This window comes from Alcanivorax limicola (genome assembly GCF_019931215.1).
Lineage (GTDB): Bacteria > Pseudomonadota > Gammaproteobacteria > Pseudomonadales > Alcanivoracaceae > Isoalcanivorax > Isoalcanivorax limicola.
Genome location: NZ_JAIOUB010000002.1, coordinates 139,584 through 161,740, shown reverse-complemented (window position 1 = coordinate 161,740; position 22,157 = coordinate 139,584). Strand labels below are relative to the sequence as shown.

Genomic DNA, 22,157 nt, shown 5'->3' with positions numbered 1-22,157 from the left:
TGGAAAATCCTCTTATATATGTTGTCGCATCCCATATGCGGGACGATTCCCGCCCATTTCGACTATAAGGAGAGGATGGTCGTGAAATATGTAGGCACTGATTTACGTCATGTAACGGTTCAGCAATATTCGGTGTGGGAAATGCTGCCGGTGTGATGATGGGGTTAAGGGAGGGGCGAGAGTGCAGGCAATAGGTAAGTGCCCGGTGGACGCTTGCCTCGGCGACAATGTCATTCAGGTCGAGCGCCGGGTTGCGAGAGAGGGGTCAGCGGCGCTTGGGTAACAGCAGTGTGATGACGAACAGGGCCGCTGCAGAGACGACAATAGAGGGGCCGACGGGCGTGTCGGCGTACCAGCTCAGCAGCAGGCCGCCGAACACGGAAACTGCGCCGAGCAGGCTGGCCAGCACGGCCATCTGCACCGGCGTGCGGACCAGGCGGCGGGCGCTGGCGGCGGGGATGATCAGTAATGAAGTAATCAGTAGCACACCCACAGTGCGAATGGCCCCGGCGATCAGCAGTGCCAGCATCAGCATCAGCAGGGTGCGCGTCGCCGTGATGTTGATGCCTTCGATGCGTGCCAGCTCTTCATTGACGGTGATGCTCAGCAGGCGCCGCCAGTTCAGCGCGGTGAGCAGCAGGATGAAGAGCGTGCCGCCCCACAGCCAGGCGACGTCGCGCCCGCTCACCGCCAGCAAGTCACCGAACAGAAAGCCGAACAGGTCTACCTGCACGGTGGGCAGCAGGCTGACCGCGATGATGCCCAGCGCCAGCGTGGTATGGGCGACGATGCCCAGCAGGGTGTCCCCGGCCAGGTGCTGCTGTTGCTGCAAGGCGACCAGCGTCAGCGCCAGTATCAGGCAGCACAGCACCACGGCGGGGTACAGGCTGATACCCACGGCGAGGCCGAAGGCGGCGCCCAGCAGGGCGCCGTGGGCGAGAGTGTCACCGAAAAACGCCATGCGTCGCCAGACCACGAAAGACCCCATGGGCCCGGCCACGACGGCCACGGCCAGCCCTGCCGCCAGGGGGGCAAGTAACAGCTCAATGATCATGGTGATCACCGTCGCAGGTGGTTGCGTCGCCGCGCGCATCGATATCACCGTGCAGCGTGTGCTCGTGATCGTGCTCGTGGGTATACAGCGCCAGATTGGCGGCGGGATGACCGGCAAACATGTCGTGAAACACCGGGTCCCGGGTGACCGCCTCGGGCGTGCCGGAGCAGCAGATATGGTGGTGCAGGCAGATCACTTCGTCGGTGGCGGCCATCACCAGATGCAGATCATGAGAGATCAGCAGAATGCCGCAACCGAATTCCTGACGCACTTCGTCCAGCAGGCCATACAGGGCATTCTGACCGGCGACGTCGACGCCCTGGGCGGGCTCGTCCAGCACCAGCAAATCGGGTTTGCGCAGCAGCGCCCGGGCCAGGAGCACGCGCTGCATTTCACCGCCGGAGAGTTGTTGAACCGGGCGCTTGTGCAGATGTTTTACGCCGACGCGGGCCAGTGCTGCCCGGCGCTCGCGGGAGCGGCCCGGCATCGCCAGCGCCAGAAAACCGTCCGCCGTCAGCGGCAGGCTGTCATCCACCTTGATGCGCTGGGGCATGTACCCGATGCGCAGTGATCCGTGGCGCTGTACGCGGCCGGTATCCGGTTTGATGATGCCCAGTACGACGCGGGCCAGTGTGGATTTGCCGGCGCCGTTGGGGCCGATCAGGGTAACGATGCGGCCGGCGCTGAGAGTCAGGCTGATACGGGATAGCACGGCTTCGCCCGCGAAGCGCACGGCAACATCCTCCAGCGTGATCAGGGGCCGTGCCGCCGGAGGCGCTGATCGCAGTGATGTGTCGGTCATGGGTACGCTCAACGCTGTTCTTCAGGGGCGGTCGTCAGGGCCAGTCGTCAGCGCGCCACCGGGTGCCGTCTGTGGGCTGCTGCAACGCCGCCGATGATATACTATTACGCTTTGTAACGCGCCCGGGTTCCCGCATCCGGGCAGTCAGCCTGTCGGAAGTTCGCCAATGCGTGTTTTGCTTTCCCTGATCTTGATCGCGCCGCTGCTGCAGGCCCTGCCCGCCGCCGCCGAGACACCGCGCATTGTTGCCAGTGTCGAGCCACTTGCCATGCTGCTGCGCGAGGTGTTGGGTGACGATGCCCGGGTCAGCACCCTGTTGCTGCCGCAGCAGAACCCCCATCAGGTATCGTTTACCCCCGGGCAGGCTCGCGCATTGAGGGACGCGGATCTGGTGATCTGGCTGGGCCCGGAGGCCGAACCGCAGATCGCGCAAATGGTGCAGCGGCACGCCGGGGCGGCCCTGGCGTTGACGGATTTGCCAATGATTTACCGGCGCGACGGTGACGATGGGCATCTGCACACGGACGACCATGATGACGATGACGGGCATCACCATGCCGACCTGCTCGACCCGCATTTGTGGCTGTATCCGGAAAACATGCTGCGCCTGGCGCAGGCCCTGCCTGATCAGGCCGTCCTGGCCAATGTGCCGGACTGGCCGGCGCGGCTGGCGGCCTTCGACGCCCGCCTGAGTGACACCGTGGCCCGGCAGCGTGCGCGGCTTGAGCCACTGTCAGAGCGGCTGTACCTCAGCCACCACGATCCATGGGCCTACTTTGCCGACGCATTTGGCGTCCAGCGCCCCCTGATCATCAGCCATAACATTGAAGCCTCTGCCAGCAGTCGACGGTTTGCCGAGATCCATCGCACCATGGCGGTGCGCGAGGTGCGCTGTGTCATGGCCGAGCCGGAGGGGCGCCGGGCGCTGCTGGAGCGCTTGTGCCGTGATGATTGCCGGCTGGTCGAAGCGGATCCGATGGGGCGCCACCTTGCCAGCGCCGACCCGGCCGCCCACTACACGGCCTTGCTGACGCATCTGGCCGGCTTGTTCAGCGAATGTCTGGGTGGCCCTGACGCGCAGTGAGTAACGGGTCGGTTTCTTGCATAGTCCTGCGTACGAGGTCCGGGCTGGCGGCAGGCACATCGGGCCGATATCTGTCGGGCCATTGTCGTCGGCCGGCAAATGCGTATGCTGAAGCGCTGCCCGTGAAGGGCTTTGTTAACCTGTGGCTGCCAAGGCAATGCGCCCGGCAGGCTGAACGGCTGTTTTCCTGAACGGGGTGCCCATGAGCCGGGGATATAGTGCAGATGAATCAGGGCAAACGTCGTCGCAAGCGTGCCCGGCCAAAGGAGTTTGCCGCGCTTCATGAGTCATGCAGGCCTGCCCGAACAACAAGCCAACAGTCGCCGTCTGCCTGGTAATCAGCGGTTGGCGCTGGCGTGCTGGGATTATTCCTGGCTGACCCGCCGTGATGGCCGCGCTTGCGAATATCGGGATCTGGATCGCGTGTTTGCCGAACTGGCAGAGCGCGGCTACAACGCGCTGCGGGTGGACCCGTTTCCGCACCTGCTGGCACGCGGCGAAAGTGGTCTGATCAGCGACCGCTTCGATGTGCTGCCCGAGGGGGGCGATCTGCGCCGTGGCGCACGCCGACCGGTACAGGTGCAGCCGCGTCGCGTCCTGCCGGAATTGCTGCGCCGCGCGCGGGATCACGGCATTCAACTGTGGCTGAGCAGCTGGTTCGTGCCCGACAGTCAGGCGCGCCGCTCCTTTGTGCGACGCCCCGGGGACTATGTGCGCGTCTGGGCCGAGACACTGGCCTTTATCGAGACCGAAGGGTTCAGCGACCAGATACTGGCGGTGGATTTCTGCCATGAGTTCCCTCAGGCGCCCTGGGCCCACGGCGCTTACCGGCGCATCTTCAATACCCATCCGCTGAACCCTCTGCCCCAGTTACTGAACTGGTCGCCGTCCACCGCGCGCCGGGTGGAGGAGTATCTCATCGAGGTGCCCAGAGCGTTGCGCGCGCTGCACCCCCGCATTCAGTTTGGTGTGTCCGCCGCCGGGCAGGAAGGCAACCTGCGGCAACTGGACACCAGCGAGCTGGATTTCATTGATCACCATGTCTGGCTCAGCGATGACCCGCGTTTCCGTATCGGTAGCGCCGAGTTGCTGCGCATGGCGCCGACGGCGTTGGGTGAGCGCATCCAGGGGCGCGTGGCCGCGTTGCTGTATCGCAGCCGCCAGAGCCAGTGGGCGGAGCGCCTGCGCAAGCGTTTGCACGAACAGGCGGAGTTCGGTCGTTTACGGCGGTTGCTGCCGGTGCTGGGCGAAGGGTATGTGCGTAACGCCCGGGAAAGCAGTCTGGACTGGGACTGGGTGCGCCTGGTGTCGGAGCACATGGTGGTGGCAGCGCTGGATGAAGGTGTACAGGTCGTCAACGTTGGCCTGCACGCCCGCCCTCACAGCCCGGGTTTCTGGGACGATGCCGCCTGGCACCGCCGCATTACTGCGATGATTCGCGAGGGCTGAGTGCGCGCTTCTCTGAACGTGTTACAGGGCGGCCGCACGGCGCGCGAACAGACGCGCAAATTCTTCCGGATCTTTACTGCCCTGACCAATGGCCTGCTCTGACGGCGGAGCGCCGAGGCGGGACAGCCAGAAACGCAGCGCCGCGATGGCCAGTGCCAGCGGCAGACGCATGCGCGCGGCAGTGCCCAGCGGCCGCTCGTGTTGATAGCCATCCAGTAATGCGGTTTCCAGTGTCGGGTCGGGTCGGCCTGTCGCGTCTACGCACCAGTCGTTCATGGCAATGGCGATATCGAATTCCGCACTGGCGGCCCCGGCATTGTAAAAATCCAGCATGCCGGTCAATTGCTCGCCGTTGAACAGCACGTTATCCCGGAACAGATCGCCATGGCACAGCACCGGTGCTGGCTCGTGCTGGTGCCAGCGCTGCAACAGCTTGCCGGCAACCTCCTGCTGGGCGGTGGGCAGCTTGTCCAGATGGTCCGTGACCAGTTGCGAGAGTTGTGCGTTCGGGTCCGGCGCCGGGCCCGGCGGGGGGAGTGGCTGCGAGTGCAGCCGCGCGAGCAAGGCACCAACAGTGGCGCAATGGCTGGTGTCCGGGCTCTGAATATGGCTGCCGGACAGTCGGGGCACCAGCAGTGCCGGCTTGTCGGCAACAGTCATCAGCGCGGTCTTGCCGCCCAGCGGTGCGGCAACAGGCAGGCCCTGGTGGGCAAGCTGTTGCAGCAAATCGATAAACCAGGGCAGGGCTTCGGCGGTCAATGTCTCGAAGACGGTCAGCACCAGTGCCACGGGTATGCCGTTGGCGCGCCGGGCTTCGAGCATGAAATTGCTGTTCTCGATGCCCTCGACGATCGGGCGCTGGCGCACCAGCGTCAGGCCATCCCGGGACAGCAGCTGCTGTATCTGATCATTACTGAGTGGGGTAAAAACTGTCATGGACGGAGTATAGCAACAACCGGGGCACGGGGGCCGCCTTTGCATTCTGTCGGCACTGCGGCAAGATGCTCTATCCATATGCTCCCTCAATAAAACTGCGGACACCCCAGCTCATGTCTGATCACGAATCTGGCCAGCAGCCTGATCAAAAAGCCGTCGTTCTGGTGGACGGCTCCTCCTACCTTTACCGGGCCTTCCATGCTCTGCCGCCGTTAATGGCGTCCTCTGGCCAGCCCACAGGCGCTATTCGAGGCGTGATCAGCATGTTGCGCAAACTGCTGGCGGATTATCAGCCCGAGCAGATGGCGGTGGTGTTCGATGCCAAGGGCAAGACCTTCCGTGACGAGCTGTTCGAACAGTACAAGGCGCAGCGCCCGCCGATGCCGGATGAGCTGCGCGCGCAGGTCGAGCCGTTATATGACGTGATCCGCGCCATGGGATTGCCGCTGATCGTTGAAGAGGGTGTCGAGGCGGATGACGTGATCGGCACGCTGGCGCGCCAGGCGGCGGCGAACGGGCAACCTGTGGTGATCTCCACGGGCGACAAGGATATGGCGCAGCTGGTGGATGCGCGCATCACACTGGTCAACACCATGACCGGGACAGTCCTGAACCAGGACACGGTGGTGGACAAGTTCGGTGTGGGCCCCGAGTTGATCATCGACCTGCTGGCGCTGATGGGCGACAAGGTAGACAACATCCCGGGCGTGCCCGGTGTCGGCGAAAAAACCGCGCTCGGTCTGCTCCAGGGCATCGGTTCCATGGATGCGATTTATGCCAACCTGGACAAGGTGTCCGGGCTGACGATTCGCGGTGCCAAGACCTTGGCGAAGAAGCTTGAAGAGCACCGCGAGCAGGCGTTCCTGTCGTATCAGCTGGCAACCATCAAGGTAGATTGCGCACTCAACGAAACACTGGATGATCTGAAGCTTGGGGCGCCCGACAAGGCGTCGTTGATTGAGCAGTACCGCGCACTGGAATTCAAGAGCTGGATTGCTGAATTGCAGGACGGGGAGACGCAGGCAGCAGAAGAGGCTTCGGGCGCGGTGTCGGGAGGCGTGCCAGGAGAGACGAGCAATCTCGACGAAACGTCTGCTATCAGTCGCGAAGACTATGACACCATTACCGATATGGCGGCGCTGGACGCATGGATAGAAAAACTGAAAAAAGCGCCGCTGTTTGCCTTTGATACCGAAACCACCAGTCTGGATTACATGCGCGCCGAACTGGTCGGGGTGTCGTTTGCGGTGGCCCCGGGCGAGGCCGCTTATGTGCCGGTGGCGCATGATTATCCCGGCGCGCCGGATCAGCTTGATCGTGACGAGGTGCTGGCAAAACTCAAGCCACTGCTGGAAAGCGACGCGCACAGGAAAGTCGGCCAGAACCTGAAATACGATATGAGCGTACTGGCGCAGTACGATCTGCATCTGGGAGGCGTGGCGTTTGACACCATGCTCGAGTCCTATGTGCTGGATTCGGTGGCGACCCGTCATGATATGGATTCACTGGCACTGAAATATCTGGGGCACAAGAATATTGCGTTCAAGGATATTGCCGGCAAGGGTGCCAAGCAGTTGACCTTCAACCAGATCGCCATCGACGATGCGGCGCCCTATGCGGCCGAAGATGCAGATATTACGCTGCGCCTGCACGACACTCTGTGGCCGAAGCTCGAAGCGATACCGACGTTGGTCAGCGTACTCCACGATATCGAAATGCCGCTGGTCAGCGTGTTGTCGCGGCTGGAGCGCAACGGCTGTTATGTCGATGTCGATATGCTGCGCCGGCACAGTCAGGAGCTGGCCAAGCGCATGGGCGAGCTGGAAGCAAACGCCTTCAGCGAGGCCGGCCGAAAATTCAATCTCAGCTCCCCCAAACAGCTCGGTGCGATTCTTTATGAAGAGCAAGGGATTCCGGTAATCAAGAAAACACCGAAAGGCGCGCCCTCTACCGCAGAAGCGGTGTTGCAGGAGCTGGCGCTGGACGGGCACACCCTGCCGCAGATCATCATGGATTACCGTGAGCTGTCGAAGCTCAAGAGTACCTATACGGATCGCCTGCCTGAAATGGTGCGTCCGCGCACGGGGCGCGTGCACACGTCTTATCATCAGGCTGTCGCGGCAACGGGGCGTTTGTCTTCCAGTGATCCCAATTTGCAGAATATTCCGATTCGCAGCGAGGAAGGCCGGCGCATCAGGCAGGCATTCCGGGCGCCGCCGGGCCGCAAAATAGTCGCGGCGGATTATTCCCAGATCGAGCTGCGCATCATGGCGCACCTCAGCGGCGACAAAGGGCTGCTGGATGCGTTCGCAAAAGGCCTGGATATTCACCGCGCCACCGCCGCAGAAGTGTGGGGCAAGACGCCGGATGAGGTCAGTGATAATGAGCGCCGCAATGCCAAGGCGATCAACTTCGGCCTGATCTATGGCATGAGTGCGTTTGGTCTGGCGCGGCAGTTGGGTATTCCCCGGGGCGAAGCCCAGGAATATATCGATCTGTATTTTCAGCGCTACCCCGGCGTCAAGGCGTACATGGACAACACCCGTGCGCATGCGGGTGAAAAAGGCTATGTGGAAACGCTCTACGGTCGCCGGCTGTATTTGCCGGAAATAAACAGCCGTAACGGCGCCATGCGACAGGCGGCGGAGCGGACGGCGATCAACGCGCCCATGCAGGGCACTGCTGCGGACATCATCAAGCGCGCCATGATTGCTGTCGATGCCTGGCTGGCGAAGAGTGAACTGAAAGCGCTGATGATCATGCAGGTGCATGATGAGCTGGTATTTGAAGTGGCGGAGCAGGATGTGGAGGCGCTGATCAAGGAGGTGTCGGCGCTGATGTGCAACGCGGCCGACTTGCGTGTGCCGCTGGTGGTAGACCCCGGCGTCGGTGACAACTGGGATCAGGCCCACTGATACGGCGCCGCCGACTGTTCAGTCGGCGGCCTGCCGTGCAGTGTCAGTTGCTCAGAAGTAGACGCTCAGCAACACATCTGCGGCGCCCAGATCCAGGATGTTGAAATCGCCATCCACGTCGGTGAAGGTGGCGCCGACACGTACCGCGAGGCTGGCGCGCGGCGCCAGGTTGAATTCGGTACCGAAGAAACCACCGAGCTGCAGGATGTTGAAGCTGCCGTCACCATCGTCCAGCGAGGTGTAGCTCAGGCTGCCGTCGAAAAAGGTGCGCAGGTAAGGCGCGCCGAAATCCTGATAGATGCGCGCGCCGCCGCCCAGGCCCAGGTTGGTATTGCCGTCAGCGTTGACGATGCGCAGGCTGCCGTAGGCCATCAGATCATCGCTCAGGAACATGCCGAGGTTATAGGTCGGGCCGGAGGCGCCAAAGCTCTCCAGGCTGTTGCTGCTGAAAGGCTGTGTCAGAAAAAGCGCGAAGTCGCCTTCGCCGGGCTGTTCGGCGGCGTGGGCGGTGGCGGACAGCAGCAGGGCGGCGGTGATCAATGCAAGCAATCGGTTCAACATGGTGTATGTCCTTATGTTTTGTCAGGGTATGGCCGCAATCGAGGGGCCGCTGCGGCGCGACAGCGAGAGTAGGTGGCTGTCGGTGGGGGCACAATGCGATAGCGGCGCTGATCCCCTGTATGGGGGAGGCCAGTCACCTGTTTGGATGAGAGAGCAGGAGGCGAAGCGTGATCGAGTTGGCAGATTGCACGGCGGGAATGTCGGTGCGGATGAACAAACAAGCGGTTGGATAAGTGTGCTGAGGTAAAATCTGTAAAAGTCGCAAAATATTGAACGCGGTCTCACCGAAAAGCAGGAACTTAACGCCGGTTCGGTGCATCATAACAACAGCTACGGAGCGGTACCCCCCGATCCCCCAGTAACCCTCGCCGGTCCGTAGCTTTTTTAGTCTCTGGTTCTTCCCCCAAAGAACTGGAGGCGGCAAGCCTCCCTGGCAGCGCAGTCGTTCCCTTCCCCCGATTTGCTGCCAGGGATTTTTTTTGCCTGCAGATTTCCTCCCCGGGAGTTCCACAGGCTGGCTGTTATAGATGCAGCAAAAGCCGTGCCAAGATCACGTCACCCGCATGTTTGCTGCCCGGATCTGCCCGAGTGCTCGAGTGAGTGCCCCGCGTATGCCCCGCTGTGGCATCGATCAGGTGACCTGCTGTGACACTGTCTGACGCTGCGCGACGATTGCTCCGCCGGAGGCCGTTGCGGTGGGGTAAACGCAGGTTTGACGAGTGTTTCACGGCGCTGGGGCAATAATCCAATTACTGCGGCGCGGTTCCCCCGATCCCCCCCCGATCTCTGCCGGGCTGCAGTGGATAGCGCTGGCGCGTTCCCCTCGCGCCGGTGGCAGCAAGCTACCCTGGCAGCAGCATCAATCCCCCCTCGATATGCGCTGTCAGGGTTTTTTTTGCGGGGCATGCTCGGCAGCAGTGCTTTCGACCCTTTCGACAAGGGTGTCCTCAGGCGTGTCGGCGGCATCGGTGACCGCCAGCCATTCGGCCAGCTTGTCCCAGGCGTCGGTCAGCCCGGTGCTGGCGGTGGCGGAAAACAGCTGCACCGTGAGCTCCCCGGGGTGGCTCTTCAGGGCCTGGCGGGTTTTGAGCAGGGTGGTCTTGGCTGCCCCGTGGCTGAGCTTGTCAGCTTTGGTAAGCAGGATGTGCAGCGGCATGCGCGCCTTGGCGGCCCAGTCCACCAGCATCAGGTCGTAATCCTTGAGCGGGTGGCGGATGTCCATGAGCAGCACCAGGCCACGCAGGCACTGGCGCCCGGCCAGATAGGCGTCCAGGTCGCGCTGCCACTGCTCGCGCATGCCCTTGTTGACCTTGGCGTAGCCGTAGCCGGGCAGATCAACAAGACGGCGGGTTTCATCCAGCGTGAAGAAGTTGAGCAGCTGGGTGCGGCCCGGCGTCTTGGAGGTGCGCGCCAGGCTCTTCTGGTCCGTCAGGCGGTTGATGGCACTGGACTTGCCGGCGTTGGAGCGGCCGGCAAAGGCGACCTCGAAGCCCTCATCCGGGGGGCACTGGCTCAGCTTCGGGGCACTGATGCTGAAGCTGGCCTGGCGCAGCAGGCGCTCCGCAGGGTGCATGGTGGTTGATGCTGATCGGGGCGTCGTCTGGCGCATAATATCGGTCAATCCCGTGAAGGCTGCGGGTCATTGGGGTGTCTCGCAGAATAGGTATGATGCGACACAACGGTAGTATATAATGCGCGCCGCCAGCGCTTCGCGAAACCCCGAGGGGTGCTGAGCTGCCTGAATGGTAACTTTATCCCGATTGGACCTCAGCCACGCCGATTTGCCGAGTGTGGTCACAGGAGCGCGGACTATGAAGTGGAAGACAGCAGTAATTGCAGCAGTTTCAGTGTTGGCACTCAGCAGCGCGGCCAGTGCGGCCACGGTGGAAGAGCGCTACAACTCCAGCTGCGTGTTTTGCCATGCCAGCGGTGCCGCAGGCGCCCCGAAGACGGGTGATGAAGCTGCCTGGGCGCCTCGTCTCGAGAAAGGCATGGAGACGCTGGTCAAGCATACCCGTGAGGGGCTTAATGCGATGCCGCCGCGGGGTATGTGTGGCGACTGCAGTGATGACGAGTACCGCGCTCTGATCGAATACATGACCAAGTAATGTAAGGAATGGCCATGAAATCCCTGAAGCTGTTTGCTCTTGTACTGGCGGGTGTTCTCGCCGGCCAGGCCCACGCCGGTGATGCGGCGGCGGGCGAAGCCAAAGCCGCTGTGTGTGCGGCGTGCCATGGCCCGGACGGTAACAGTCCGGCTGCCGACTTCCCGAAAATTGCCGGCCAGGGCGAGAAGTACTTCGTCAAGCAGCTCATGGATTACAAGAGCGGCGCCCGGGAAAACGCGATCATGCGTGGTCAGGTCGCGGGACTGTCCGAGCAGGACATGAAGGATCTGGCAGCCTTCTACGCCGCCCAGCCCATCGAAGTGGGTGCTGCGGACCCTGATCTGGTGGAAGCCGGTGAGCGTCTGTATCGCGGTGGCAACATGGATACCGGGCTGGCCGCCTGTTCAGGCTGCCACGGCCCGGCAGGTGACGGCATCGCGGCGGCGGGCTTCCCGGCGCTGAGCGGCCAGCACGCACGCTACATCGAAGAGCAGCTGCGCGCCTTCCGCGCGGCGGGTCGTGATGATCTCGGCGCGGCGGCCTACCGTCGTAACGACACCACCAGTGACGAGCCGGGCATGATGCAGGCCATTGCTGCGAAGATGTCGGACCGCGAAATCAAGGCGGTCGCCAGCTTCATCTCGGGTCTGTCGAAGTAAGACGGTCCGGATGGGGTGCCTGGCACCGGAAAAGGGCGGCCCTCGGGCCGCCTTTTTTGTTTGGCGGCCTGCACGCAAGCCTCACTAAAATCGTATATCCTCCTGTTATCGGGGAGCATTTGCCGAATCTGTCGGTCAAAGCCCCTAATCAGAACCGAATCAAGGAGATTCCCGATGTTGCGACAGATAGCCGGGGCAGTTGCCCTGCTGGGCCTTGCTTTCAGCGCCAGCGTGGCCAATCAGGCACTGGCAGACGGCAAACACAGCCGTTTCGCGGAAGGCACCCATTACCAGGTGCTCAGTGAGCCGGTCAGCGTGGCGGACCCGGACAAGATCGAAGTGCGGGAGTTCTTCTTCTATGGTTGCCCGGCCTGCTACAACGTGGAGCCCACCGTCAACGACTGGAAGGCCAACGCAAGCGATGATGTGGACTTCGTGCGCAGCCCGGTGCTGTTCATTCGTGGTGCAGAGCCGCTGGCACGCGCCTATTTTGTCGCAGAGGCCAAAGGCATTCTGGACGAAATTCATCAGCCGATTTTCGATGCCATCCACAAACACCGCGAGCCGCTGTTCAGCGTGCCGGCCCTGGCGAATTTCTTCCGCAAGTACGGCGTTGACCCGGATGAGTTCAACGAGCTGTACTCGTCTTTCGGCGTTTCGACCAAGGTGCGTCAGGCGGATACCGCGTCACGGGATTACCGCCTGACCGGCGTGCCGTCCTTCACCGTGAATGGCAAATACGTGGTGCTGCGCAATAACCTGCGTAACGACCGGGAGACCTTCGAGGTCATCGATTATCTGGTCAATCTCGAGCGCGAGACGCATTGAGGCAACCTGGATCGGGGCAATCTGGTATGACGCAGGCAGGTGAAGACACCTTCTCGCTGGTAAAACCGAAAGGTGGCTTCTCCCTGGTGCGGGAGGGGCTGCGCCGCCGTACCCGGCGGCCACGCAGCATCGCCCTGCCGGATGATCGTTTGCGTCTGATGAGCTTCAACATCCAGGCCGGGATCGGCACCAGTAATTTTCGTGAGTATGTCACCGGTAGCTGGAAGCATCTGGTGGCGCACCCGGACAGCGTCGACAATATCCGCAACATTGCCAGCGTGCTGCAGAGTTACGACATGGTGGCCCTGCAGGAAGTGGATGGCGGCAGCCTGCGTTCGCGCTTTACCAATCAGCTGGTGCATCTGGCCTCGTTGGCCGAGTTTCCCTTCTGGCACCAGCAGCTCAATCGCAATCTGGGTCGTTTCGGCCAGTTCAGCAACGGCATGCTCAGCCGTGTGGTGCCCTATCACGTGGAAGACCATCGCCTGCCGGGGCTGCCCGGGCGCGGCGCGTTTATCGCCAAGTACGGCCACCCGGACATGCCGCTGGTGGTCGTGGGGGTGCATCTGGCGCTGGGCGGCAAACACCGCAACGCGCAGTTGGCGTACCTGGCGGGGCTGCTCAAGCAATACCGGTACGTGGTGATCATGGGTGATTTCAATTGCCTGCCCCACGAACTGCTCAACTCGCCACTCTCCGAGCTGGATCTGCGGCTGATGGATGGCGAGCATCGCACCTATCCCAGCTGGGCGCCGGAAAAGCATCTTGATCATATTCTGGTCAGCAGCGGCCTGCAGGCGGTGGAAACGGCGGTACTGAACAGTTGCCTGCTTTCGGATCACCTGCCTGTGGCCACCGAAATCGTCATTCCCGGCGAAGTGCTCACCGCCAGCCGCGAATGGCCCCTGGAGAAATCAGACCGGTAACCCCTCGCTGGCGGCGCAGCCCTGCGCGCCGTATCATCCGGCGATGCACTATCTCTATCAGTCCAACCGTCTCGAACATCTTGCTGCCATGCTGGCTGCCGTCATGGCGGCGCGCCCGTCGTCGCCGCTGGTGCCCGAGCAGGTGCTGGTGCACAGCCCGGGCATGGCCACCTGGTTGCGACTGTATCTGGCCGCCGAGCGCGGCATTGCCGCCAATATCGCCTTCCCCCTGCCGTCGTCCTTTTTCTGGCAATTGCATCGTCGTCTGCATCCTGAGCTGCCGGAGCAGTCTGCCTGGAGCAAGGAGCATCTTCTCTGGCATCTGCTGGCCGAACTGCCTGCCTTGCTGGAGGAACCGGACGGCGCGCCGTTGTTGGCTTATCTCGGTGACGGACGATCATCGAGCCAGCGCCCTTTGCGGCGCTACCAGCTATGCCAGCAGATTGCCGATCTGTTCGACCAGTATCTGGTCTACCGCCCGGCCTGGCTGGTGGCCTGGGAGCGGGGTGACTGGCAGGGCGTGCCGGCCAGCCGTCACTGGCAGCCGCTGCTCTGGCAACGCCTGGCCCGGCGCATACGCGCCCTGGCGCCGGATGATCTGCACCGGGGTGAGTTGATGGACGCCCGACGTCTGGCGAGCAATCTCAGCGCGCGGCATCTGCCTGAGCGTGTGTTTCTGTTCGGACCCACGACCCAGCCCGCCGCACAGCTGGAAGCGCTGGGCGCGCTGGGCGAACAGTGCGATGTGCATCTGTTTTTGCTCAATCCCAGTGCCGAATACTGGGGCCATGTGCAGAGCGACCGGCAACTGGCGCGCAGCCGCGTCAATGCACTGCGCGCCGGACAGGTGTGGGAAGAATTGCCCGGCGAAGTGGGCAATCCGCTACTGGCCTCGCTGGGTGGCCAGGGGCGTGAACTGCTGGAACTGTTGCTGGGTGGCCTGTGGCCTGCGGCGCAGGAGGTGGATGCCTTCGATGCGCCGACAGAAGACACCCTGCTGGGTCAGGTGCAGGCCGATATTTTTCATCTGCGCGATGGCCGCGAGGCGCCCCGGCCGGCCAGCGCGTCGCACCATATCCAGCTGCATGACTGTCACAGCCCGATGCGAGAAGTGGAGGTGCTGCACGACCGCCTGCTGGCCCTGTTTGACGAGGATGCCACCCTGACGCCTCGGGATGTTGTGGTGATGATGCCGGATGTCGGGGAGTATGCGCCGCTGATCGAGGCGGTGTTCGGTGCCCAGCGGCAGGGCGAACGTGACAGCAGTATTCCCTGGGCCATCGCAGATCGCTCCCTCGCGGATGAAGCGCCGCTGTTGCGCAGTGTGCTGCAATTGTTGCAGCCGCGGGTCAGTCGCTTTACCGCCAATGAGGTGATGGACCTGCTGGATGTGCCAGCGATTCGGCAGCGTTTCGGTTTTGTCGTGGATGATCTGCCGCTGCTGCGCAGCTGGATCGAGCAGGCTGGAATTCGCTGGGGGCTGGATGGCAGCCACCGGGCGCGGCTGGACTTGCCGGCGTTCCGGGAAAACAGCTGGGCCGCCGGCCTGGAACGTATCCTGCTGGGGGTGGCGCTGGGCGAAGATGAAGTGCTCTGGGAAGCGGTTCCCAGCCTCGCCGGTCTGACCCAGGGCCAGGCCGAGCTGGCCGGGCGCCTGGGCGAGTGTCTGCATCGGCTGCAACGTTTCGAGGCCGAGCTGGGCGAGCCGTGCAGCGCGGCGCACTGGCAGCAGCGGCTTAACCGTCTGCTGGATGATTGCTACGCCGCCGATCCGGCCTGGGACGCGGAACTGGATCAGCTGCGCACAGCGCTGGATGAGCTGGCCCGGGGCGCGACCCAGGCGCTCCAGGATCAACCTCTTGATGTCGAGATGATTCACAGCTGGCTGCGACAGACGCTGTCCGGCAGTGCGGGCGGGCAGCGCTTCCTCGCCGGGCGCGTCAACTTCTGCACCCTGATGCCCATGCGCAGCGTGCCGTTTCGCGTGGTCTGTCTGCTGGGCATGCAGGATGATGCCTACCCGCGCCCGGAGCATCCGGCCGGGCACGACCTGATGCGTCTCAAGCCATTGCCGGGGGATCGTTCCCGGCGCGCCGAGGACCGCTACCTGTTTCTCGAAGCGCTGTTGTCGGCGCGTGACCATCTCTATATCAGCTGGTGCGGCCGCGACGCCCAGGACAACAGCGAGCGGCCGCCGTCCGTGGTCCTGGCGGAGCTGACGGATTATCTGGATCAGGCATTTCTTGATCCCGGCCTGGCCAGGGCCTTGACCGTGGTCCATCCGCTGCAACCCTTCAGTCCCCGTTATTTCTCGCAACAGGGCGGTGACGCCCTGTTCTCCTACGCACGTCACTGGGCGGATGTGGCGGCGGCGCGCAAGTTGAGCTGCCTGAATCCGCCCTTGCCGGCCGATGCCGGGCTCAGTGAGCGGTTGCTGGATATCAGCACCGTTGAGCTGAATCGCTTCTTGCGTAACCCCGCCCGCGCGTTTCTGGAATGGCGGCTGGGTGTCTACCTGGGTGACACCACGCGGGTGCTGGAGGATGACGAACCGTTTGCTGCCGGCGGCCTGGAAATCTGGCAGCTGGAGCAACAGGTGCTGGAACGTGTGTTGGCCGGTGAGGCACTGGAACCGTTGATCACGCGTTGGCAAGGCAGCGGCCAGCTGCCGCCGGGGGCGCCGGGGGAAGCGTTGGTGCAAGCCCACGTCACGTCAGCGGCGGAGCATGCCCGGCGGGTGCGACGGCTCTGGGCCAAAGGCGAACTGCTCTCTCCCATGGCGTTCGATATTGCTGGCACCGGCGCGGCGTCGGATGTGCGGCTGGGCGGGCATTTTCAGGAGTTGGCCAGCTGTGGTGTGCAGATCAGTTCGGCCTCGCGGTTGTTCAGCAGCGCGGACGCACCACGCAAGGAAACAGCACTGAATGCCTCGGCAAAGCTGCCCAAGGTCCGGCATATGCTGGCGCTGTGGCTCAATCATCTGGCACTCAATACGTTGCCGCTGAATGAGTCGGCCCGGCGCAGTACAGCGTTCTTCCGGGATGTGCGCCTGCATCTGCCGGCGCTGCCTGCGGAGGTGGCACAGGAACATCTGCGCGAACTGTTGGCGCTGTACCGGCAGGGCCTGGCGGCGCCGTTGCCGTTCATGCCGCAAACCGGCTGGGCCGCGCTGGTCTGGCCGGAGGATGTGGAGCGCGTGGAAAGCGTGTTGCTGGGCAGTGACCGCGTCGCGGGCGAGGCGGCTGACGCCGCGGTTGCACGGCTGTTTCCCGAACCCGTGATGCGCGAATTTATCCGCCACGGCCGTCGTATTCTGGCGCCGCTGCGTGATGTGGCCCAGGTGCTGCCCTATGAATAAAGTGACGCACAGCCTGAACCTGCCGCAGCCGCTGGATCTGACCAGTATCACGCTGGACGGCTTCAATCTGATTGAAGCCAGCGCCGGTACCGGCAAGACATTCTCCATTGCCGGGCTGTATCTGCGTCTGGTGTTGGGGGTGGGTCAGAGCGCGCCGATACCGGTGGAAAGCATTCTGGTGGTGACCTTTACCCGGGCGGCGGTGGCGGAGTTGCGCGGCCGCATCCGCGCGCGCCTCAGCGACGCGCGGCAGCTGTTCCAGCGCGGCGCCAGTGATGATGCGTTCGAGCGTTACCTGTTGCAGCACATCAGCGCCGACCAGGCCCTGCTGTTGCTGGAGCGCGCGCTGACCAGCATGGACAACGCCGCGATTTTCACCATTCATGGTTTCTGCCAGCGCCTGTTGCGGCAGCACGCGCTGGATCTGGGGGCGCCCATGGAGGTGGCGTTCGTGGAAGACGACAGCGCCCTGGTGCAGCAAGCCGTGGCAGATTTCTGGCGTCGCTTTGTCTATGGCGGCCCGGTGCGTGGGCAGTTGGACGGCGCCCGCCTGGTGGCCTGCTTTGGCACGCCGGACGGCTTGCAGCAACAGCTGCGGCCCTTGCTGCGTGAACCGCTGCCGCGCTTGCGACCGGCGCTGGATATGCCGGGGCTGGAGAAGCAGGCCCGGCATCGGGATGCCATGTTGTCGGAGCTGCGTGTCGCCTGGCAAACCCACGGCAGTGTGGTGAGTCGGCACCTGCAACAGGCCTGTGACGACAAGGTATTCAATGGCCGCAAGTTGCAATGGCGCTGGTTGCAGCCCGCCCTGAACCAGCTGGACGCCTGGGTCGCGGGTGAGGCGGACAGCCCGGTGGCGCGCACCGGTAATGGCGAGTTGCAGAGCCGTCGCCTGTATCCGGAGGAGTTGCGCGCTGCGGCGAAACCGGAACGGCTTGCCGACGTGCCCGGCCACGAGTTGCTGGATCTGCTGCCGGATATTGTGCGCGCTGATGAGCTGGCCCCGGCGCTGGAACGCGCCGGCCTGCTCAGCCACGCCCGTGAGCAGGTGCTGGCGCGCATGGCCCGGCTGAAAGAAAACGCTGGCCAGCGCGGGATGGATGATTTGCTCTCCGATGTGGCGCGCGCATTACAGGGCGAGGGCGGCGACACATTGGCCAGCGTACTGGCGACACAGTACCCGGTCGCGCTGGTAGATGAATTCCAGGACACCGACCCGATGCAATACCGGATTTTCCGCACGCTCTACCACGGGCGAGCGGATACCGCGCTGTTCATGATCGGTGACCCCAAGCAGGCGATCTATCGCTTCCGGGGCGCCGACATTCACGCCTACCTTGCCGCCCGGGAAGACTGTGCTCCAGAGCGCCGCTTTACGCTGGGCGTCAACTGGCGTTCGGGCACGCCCATGGTGCGGGCAGTGAACAAGCTGTTTGCCAGCCATGACGATCCGTTCGTGCTGCCGGGCATTCGCTTCCACAACGCGCGGGCCGCAGGGCGGGCCGATGCCATGCCGCTGGTGACGGACGACAAGCGCGCCGCACTGACGATGGTGCTGGCGGACCCGGACGCCGAGGCACTTGGCGACAGCAAGGGGCGCGGTCAGTTATGGCAGGCGCAGTGGATTGCTGCCGAAATCCGCCGCCTGCTCGGCCTGGCCGCCGCGGGCGGCGCGGCCATCGGCGAGCAACCGCTGGTGGCGCGGGACATTGCCGTGCTGGTGCGCGGGCATGCCGAGGCGCGCCAGGTGCGCGATGCGCTGGCGGAGCAAGGCCTGGGCTGTGTGTATCGCGGGCGGCAAAGCGTGTTCGATACGGCCATCGCGGCGGACCTGGAACAGGTGCTGGCGGCGCTCGCGGAACCGGAAAATGAAAGCCTGGTGCGCAGCGCGCTGGGCACGGCGTTGTTTGCCCAGCCGCCGGCCACGCTGTACCAGCGTTTCCAGCATCCGCAGGAGTGGCCGAGAACCCTGAACCTGTTCCACGAACTGGCGCGCCAGTGGCGCACCCGGGGTGTGATGCCGGCGCTGTACCACCTGTTCGAGCAGGAGCACGTGCTGGTGCGTTTGCGCGCGACCCGCGACGGAGAGCGCCAGCTCACAGACCTGCTGCATCTGTGCGAATTGCTGCAACAGGCTGCAGGCAGTCAGGGCGGCCCGCGTGAGTTGCTGCACTGGTTTGCGCGCCAGCGCCAGACCGGCAGCGACCAGGACGGTCGCCAGTTGCGTCTCGAAAGTGAAGACAATCTGGTGCAGGTGGTGACCATCCATACCAGCAAGGGCCTGCAGTATCCGGTGACCTTTGTGGCGGGCATGTGGCATGCACCGTCCCGGGCGGCGATGGATATCGGTTATACCGACGACGAGGGTCCCTGCGTGGCGCTGGATGCGGAACGCCTGCTGGATGAGGCGGCGTTGGCGGAGGTGCGCGACAAGGCGCGCAGCGAACGTTTGGGTGAGGACATGCGCCTGCTGTACGTGGCACTGACTCGCAGCATCCACCGTTGTTACGTGATGTTCGCTCCGGTGGGGCAGGGGCGCAGTGAAGCGGCATTGCATCACCTGTTGGGGCTGGGCGCCGACGAGACCGATGTGGCGGATTACCGGCGCTGCATGGATGCCCTGGCGGAGAATCGCACGGTGGCCTGGTGTAGCGACATGCCACGCGTCAGCGGCCCGCTGCCGGCCGCCGAGCGCGTCTCGGCGCGCGGCGTGCGCACGTTTAGTGGCGTATTGCAGGATGACTGGCGGCTGACCAGCTACAGCGGCCTGACGCGGAATCTTGAGCACCCGCAGGCGGAGCATTTTGAACCGGCGGAAATCAGTGTGCCCGGTCCCGGTGCGCCGGGTTCGGGTGCGCCCGTTTTGCAGCAGGGTATTCATGGTTTCCCCCGTGGCGCGGCGCCGGGGATCTGCCTGCACGGTATTTTCGAGCGCATTGATTTTCGCGCCCGGACGGTCAATCCGGAGATGGTGGGAGAGCAACTTTCCCGGCATGGCATCAGCAGTGACTGGACGCATGTGGTGACACGCATGGCAGAGGCGGTTTGCCGTTTGCCGCTGGCGCCGGATGCGCCCGCCCTGGGTGATGCGGCGGCCTGGCAGGCCGAGATGGAATTCATGCTGCCGGTCGCCGGGCTGGATGCGGTGGCGCTGGAACAGGCGGTGCAACTGCTGCCCGCCGCGTTGCCGCGCCCGACCCTGGGGTTCGAGCGGGTCGCAGGCATGCTGCGGGGCTTTATTGATCTGGTTTTTGTCGCCGACGAGCGCTACTTCCTGGTGGATTTCAAGAGCAACTGGCTGGGGCCGCAGGGTCGCGACTATCACCCCGCTGCGCTGGACGCTGCGATGGCGGAGCACCGCTACGATGTGCAGGCCATGTTGTATGCCCTGGCTTTGCATCGCCATCTGCGGCAGACCTTGCCGGATTATGATCCGGCCCGGCATTTTGGCGGCATCGGTTATCTGTTTCTGCGCGGCATGGCAGCGCCGGATGCGGCGCCCGGGCAGGGGGTCTGGTTTGCGCAGCCCGATGTGGCGATGCTCACACGTATTGATCAGCTGTTCGGCGCGACGGCCGACGGGGAGGGCACATGAGCGCCCTGCGCTGGCTGGAGCATCGTCTCGACAAGGGGCTGCTGCGGCCGCTGGACATGAGCCTGGCGCGCCTGGTGGCGCAGCACAGCCCGGACGACGACGAGCCGGTATGGCTGATGGCACTGATCAGCCATCTGGCCGGGCAGGGGCATGTGTGTCTGGACCTGAGTCTGCCGATGCCACGTCCCTTTGATGCGGACGACTGCCCCTGGCTGGTGCCGACCGTCGCGCCGCTGGCCGATGGCGTGATTATTGGCGCGCCGGATGACATCGCGCCGCTGATTCTGGAGGGCAACCGTCTTTACCTGTCACGGCACTTTCAGGCGGAGGGCCGGGTGGTGCATGCGGTGCGGCAGCGTTGCCAACTGCGTGACTGGCCCGTGGGGCTGTTGGGCAGCCTCGCGGCGCCGCTGTTCCCGCCGGTCGCAGACGGGCAAGTCGATTGGCAGAAAGTGGCGGCCATCAATTGTGTGCTGCATGGCTTTGGCATCATTACCGGCGGGCCGGGTACCGGCAAGACCTGGACGGTGACACGCATGCTCGCCCTGCATCTGCTGGCGGCGCAACAGCACGCGCCACTGTCTCTGCCACGGCTGCGACTGGCGGCACCCACTGGCAAGGCGGCAGCCCGCTTGACTGAATCCCTGCGTGCCGCGCTGGCCGACCTGCCGTTACCGGATGCACTGCGTGCCGCGATGCCGGTGGAGGCGGTGACGCTGCATCGTTTGCTCGGCGCCAGCCGCGATGGCCGTCCGCGTTATCACGCCGGGCGGCCCTTGCCGGCGGACGTGGTGGTGGTGGACGAAGCCTCGATGATTGATCTGGGGCTGATGACGCAACTGGTGGCGGCGTTGCCGGACCATGCGGCGCTGTATCTGGTGGGTGACAGGGACCAGCTGGCCTCGGTGGAGGCCGGCAGTGTGTTTGCCGATCTGTGCGGGCATGCGGATACCGATCAACCGGACACGGCCGTGCGGCAACGCAATCGCTTTTCACCCAATCTGTTCAGCCGCTTGCTTGGCGAATCCCTCGCGGGTGTCTCGCAGGATGGGCAAACCGGACTGCCGGATGATCAGGTGGTGCGTCTGGAGCAGGTGCATCGCTTTGATGCGGCGTCCGGGATTGGTCGTCTCGCGGAGGCAGTACGTCTGGGGGATCAGGCGGCGGTTGATGCATTGCGGCAGGCGCCGCCGGCCAACCTCAGCTGGCCCGCGCCAGATCGTGCGGCGCTGGTGGAGGATGCCATTACTGCACTGACCCCGATGTTGACGCTGGCCGCCCGGGGCGCGCCTGCCCGGGACGTGTTGGCCGCCTTTGGCCGCTTTCGCCTGCTGTGCGCCCAGCGTCGTGGGCCGCTGGGCATGGAGACGTTCAACGCGCTGATCGTGCGTACATTGCGTGCACGGGGCCTGTGTGGGCCGCATGCCTGGTTTCCCGGACGTGCCGTGCTGCTGACGCGTAATGACTGGAGCCAGGGTCTGTTCAATGGCGATGCGGGCGTCGCGCTCATGGACCCGGCAGACGGACAGTTGAAGGTGGTTTTCGCCGGGGCGGATGGTGAGTTGCGCTATGTGCCACCGGTGCGGTTGCCGGACTTCGAGGATGCCTGGGCGATGACGATCCACAAAAGTCAGGGCAGTGAATTTGATCGTGTGCTGGTGGTGCTGCCGGACAGTGACTCACCACTGCTGGGCCGAGAGTTGCTCTACACCGCCATCACACGGGCCCGGGAGTCTGTGGGCGTGGCGAGTACGGATGAGGTGCTACGCTTGACGTTGGCACGCAAGGTTCGTCGCAGTTCCGGGCTGGCGGAGCGTCTCCGGGAGTCATGACGGGATTGCAGCAAAACAACAAGAATATGTTCAACGGCGATGATAAGGGT

Annotated in this window: 15 protein-coding genes; 10 read left to right on the top strand and 5 right to left on the bottom strand. The window is 63.8% G+C overall.

What is annotated here, in order from left to right; translation table 11 throughout:
• Positions 1–265: 265 nt before the first annotated feature.
• Positions 266–1,051: a metal ABC transporter permease gene (locus K8B33_RS06685; protein ID WP_396020975.1), complete on the bottom strand. Its 786-nt coding sequence runs from the start codon at positions 1,049–1,051 to the stop codon at positions 266–268.
• Positions 1,044–1,856, bottom strand: a complete 813-nt coding sequence (znuC, locus tag K8B33_RS06680; RefSeq protein WP_223424817.1) for a zinc ABC transporter ATP-binding protein ZnuC — start codon at positions 1,854–1,856, stop codon at positions 1,044–1,046. The genes K8B33_RS06685 and znuC overlap by 8 nt, the downstream gene beginning before the upstream one ends.
• A 166-nt stretch (positions 1,857–2,022) precedes the next feature.
• On the opposite strand from znuC, the gene K8B33_RS06675 reads away from it, so the two are divergent.
• Positions 2,023–2,940 carry a metal ABC transporter solute-binding protein, Zn/Mn family gene (locus K8B33_RS06675; RefSeq protein WP_223424815.1) on the top strand — a complete coding sequence of 306 codons (918 nt, stop codon included), beginning with the start codon at positions 2,023–2,025 and terminating at the stop codon, positions 2,938–2,940.
• Positions 2,941–3,222: 282 nt separating this feature from the next.
• Positions 3,223–4,389 (top strand): cellulase-like family protein, encoded by a 1,167-nt coding sequence (locus K8B33_RS06670; protein ID WP_223424813.1) that lies wholly within the window; start codon positions 3,223–3,225, stop codon positions 4,387–4,389.
• Positions 4,390–4,410: 21 nt separating this feature from the next.
• Here K8B33_RS06670 and K8B33_RS06665 read toward each other — a convergent pair whose 3' ends face one another.
• Positions 4,411–5,325: a homoserine kinase gene (locus tag K8B33_RS06665; protein WP_223424810.1), complete on the bottom strand. Its 915-nt coding sequence runs from the start codon at positions 5,323–5,325 to the stop codon at positions 4,411–4,413.
• A 113-nt stretch (positions 5,326–5,438) separates the two neighbouring features.
• Here K8B33_RS06665 and polA point away from each other — a divergent pair, with 113 nt between their 5' ends.
• Positions 5,439–8,240 carry a DNA polymerase I gene (gene polA / locus K8B33_RS06660; protein ID WP_223424808.1) on the top strand — a complete coding sequence of 934 codons (2,802 nt, stop codon included), beginning with the start codon at positions 5,439–5,441 and terminating at the stop codon, positions 8,238–8,240.
• A 51-nt stretch (positions 8,241–8,291) separates the two neighbouring features.
• Here the strand turns inward: polA and K8B33_RS06655 are convergent, their stop codons facing one another.
• Together K8B33_RS06655 and yihA are read right to left on the bottom strand one after the other, a co-directional pair.
• Entirely contained in the window at positions 8,292–8,801 is a 510-nt protein-coding gene (locus K8B33_RS06655; protein ID WP_223424806.1) for a hypothetical protein, read from the bottom strand.
• Positions 8,802–9,684: 883 nt separating this feature from the next.
• The gene (yihA, locus tag K8B33_RS06650) at positions 9,685–10,410 is read right to left on the bottom strand and encodes a ribosome biogenesis GTP-binding protein YihA/YsxC (protein WP_396020965.1); all 726 of its coding nucleotides are present in this window, start codon (positions 10,408–10,410) and stop codon (positions 9,685–9,687) included.
• Positions 10,411–10,612: 202 nt separating this feature from the next.
• Here yihA and K8B33_RS06645 point away from each other — a divergent pair, with 202 nt between their 5' ends.
• The 7 genes from K8B33_RS06645 (at position 10,613) to recD (ending at position 22,107) form a co-directional block, all read left to right on the top strand.
• Positions 10,613–10,909 (top strand): c-type cytochrome, encoded by a 297-nt coding sequence (locus K8B33_RS06645; RefSeq protein ID WP_223424804.1) that lies wholly within the window; start codon positions 10,613–10,615, stop codon positions 10,907–10,909.
• A 14-nt stretch (positions 10,910–10,923) separates the two neighbouring features.
• The gene (locus K8B33_RS06640) at positions 10,924–11,568 is read left to right on the top strand and encodes a c-type cytochrome (RefSeq protein ID WP_223424802.1); all 645 of its coding nucleotides are present in this window, start codon (positions 10,924–10,926) and stop codon (positions 11,566–11,568) included.
• A 174-nt stretch (positions 11,569–11,742) separates the two neighbouring features.
• Positions 11,743–12,396, top strand: a complete 654-nt coding sequence (locus tag K8B33_RS06635) for a thiol:disulfide interchange protein DsbA/DsbL (protein ID WP_223424800.1) — start codon at positions 11,743–11,745, stop codon at positions 12,394–12,396.
• Between the two features lie 26 nt (positions 12,397–12,422).
• On the top strand, positions 12,423–13,322 hold the full coding sequence (locus K8B33_RS06630; RefSeq protein WP_223424798.1) for an endonuclease/exonuclease/phosphatase family protein: 900 nt from the start codon (positions 12,423–12,425) through the stop codon (positions 13,320–13,322).
• A 43-nt stretch (positions 13,323–13,365) separates the two neighbouring features.
• Positions 13,366–16,680 carry an exodeoxyribonuclease V subunit gamma gene (gene recC / locus K8B33_RS06625; RefSeq protein ID WP_223424796.1) on the top strand — a complete coding sequence of 1,105 codons (3,315 nt, stop codon included), beginning with the start codon at positions 13,366–13,368 and terminating at the stop codon, positions 16,678–16,680.
• Positions 16,673–20,275, top strand: a complete 3,603-nt coding sequence (gene recB, locus K8B33_RS06620; protein ID WP_223424793.1) for an exodeoxyribonuclease V subunit beta — start codon at positions 16,673–16,675, stop codon at positions 20,273–20,275. The genes recC and recB overlap by 8 nt, the downstream gene beginning before the upstream one ends.
• Positions 20,272–22,107: an exodeoxyribonuclease V subunit alpha gene (gene recD / locus K8B33_RS06615; protein ID WP_223424791.1), complete on the top strand. Its 1,836-nt coding sequence runs from the start codon at positions 20,272–20,274 to the stop codon at positions 22,105–22,107. The genes recB and recD overlap by 4 nt, the downstream gene beginning before the upstream one ends.
• Positions 22,108–22,157: the final 50 nt, after the last annotated feature.

Coding starts and splice junctions, on each gene's coding strand:
- znuC (WP_223424817.1), bottom strand. CDS start 1,856: ATGACCGACACATCACTGCGATCAGCGCCTCCGGCGGCACGGCCCCTG.
- K8B33_RS06675 (WP_223424815.1), top strand. CDS start 2,023: ATGCGTGTTTTGCTTTCCCTGATCTTGATCGCGCCGCTGCTGCAGGCC.
- K8B33_RS06670 (WP_223424813.1), top strand. CDS start 3,223: ATGAGTCATGCAGGCCTGCCCGAACAACAAGCCAACAGTCGCCGTCTG.
- K8B33_RS06665 (WP_223424810.1), bottom strand. CDS start 5,325: ATGACAGTTTTTACCCCACTCAGTAATGATCAGATACAGCAGCTGCTG.
- polA (WP_223424808.1), top strand. CDS start 5,439: ATGTCTGATCACGAATCTGGCCAGCAGCCTGATCAAAAAGCCGTCGTT.
- K8B33_RS06655 (WP_223424806.1), bottom strand. CDS start 8,801: ATGTTGAACCGATTGCTTGCATTGATCACCGCCGCCCTGCTGCTGTCC.
- yihA (WP_396020965.1), bottom strand. CDS start 10,410: ATGCGCCAGACGACGCCCCGATCAGCATCAACCACCATGCACCCTGCG.
- K8B33_RS06645 (WP_223424804.1), top strand. CDS start 10,613: ATGAAGTGGAAGACAGCAGTAATTGCAGCAGTTTCAGTGTTGGCACTC.
- K8B33_RS06640 (WP_223424802.1), top strand. CDS start 10,924: ATGAAATCCCTGAAGCTGTTTGCTCTTGTACTGGCGGGTGTTCTCGCC.
- K8B33_RS06635 (WP_223424800.1), top strand. CDS start 11,743: ATGTTGCGACAGATAGCCGGGGCAGTTGCCCTGCTGGGCCTTGCTTTC.
- K8B33_RS06630 (WP_223424798.1), top strand. CDS start 12,423: ATGACGCAGGCAGGTGAAGACACCTTCTCGCTGGTAAAACCGAAAGGT.
- recC (WP_223424796.1), top strand. CDS start 13,366: ATGCACTATCTCTATCAGTCCAACCGTCTCGAACATCTTGCTGCCATG.
- recB (WP_223424793.1), top strand. CDS start 16,673: ATGAATAAAGTGACGCACAGCCTGAACCTGCCGCAGCCGCTGGATCTG.
- recD (WP_223424791.1), top strand. CDS start 20,272: ATGAGCGCCCTGCGCTGGCTGGAGCATCGTCTCGACAAGGGGCTGCTG.